The 267-nt window shown below is 61.0% G+C and carries 1 pseudogene; it reads right to left on the reverse strand.

Annotated elements, in window-relative coordinates:
- Positions 1 to 243 (reverse strand): annotated as a pseudogene (locus tag SB771_RS34865) (cytochrome P450); the annotation flags it as partial.
- Positions 244 to 267: the final 24 nt, after the last annotated feature.

Raw genomic sequence — 267 nt, forward strand, 5'->3', positions numbered from 1 at the left:
GTACTTCGGCGCGAACTCGACTTTCTTGTCGGAACTGAACGTTTTCGGATCGCGATAGACGGCCTGCACGTCGCGATAGCGCGTGAGGAAGAGCGAGCCGTCCGGCATGCGCTTGACGGGCTCGTACGTGCGCAGCGCGTGATAGACGGGATACGGGTCCGCGTGAAACGACGCGTTGAGGTGTCGTAAATCGAACTGGCGGGCGATGTCGGCATCGCTCGACGTCGCGTTGGACGGGTGCATGGGCGTCTCCTTTTTGATCTTCGC

This window comes from Burkholderia sp. SIMBA_051, from assembly GCF_046534915.1.
In the GTDB taxonomy this organism is placed as follows: domain Bacteria; phylum Pseudomonadota; class Gammaproteobacteria; order Burkholderiales; family Burkholderiaceae; genus Burkholderia; species Burkholderia ambifaria.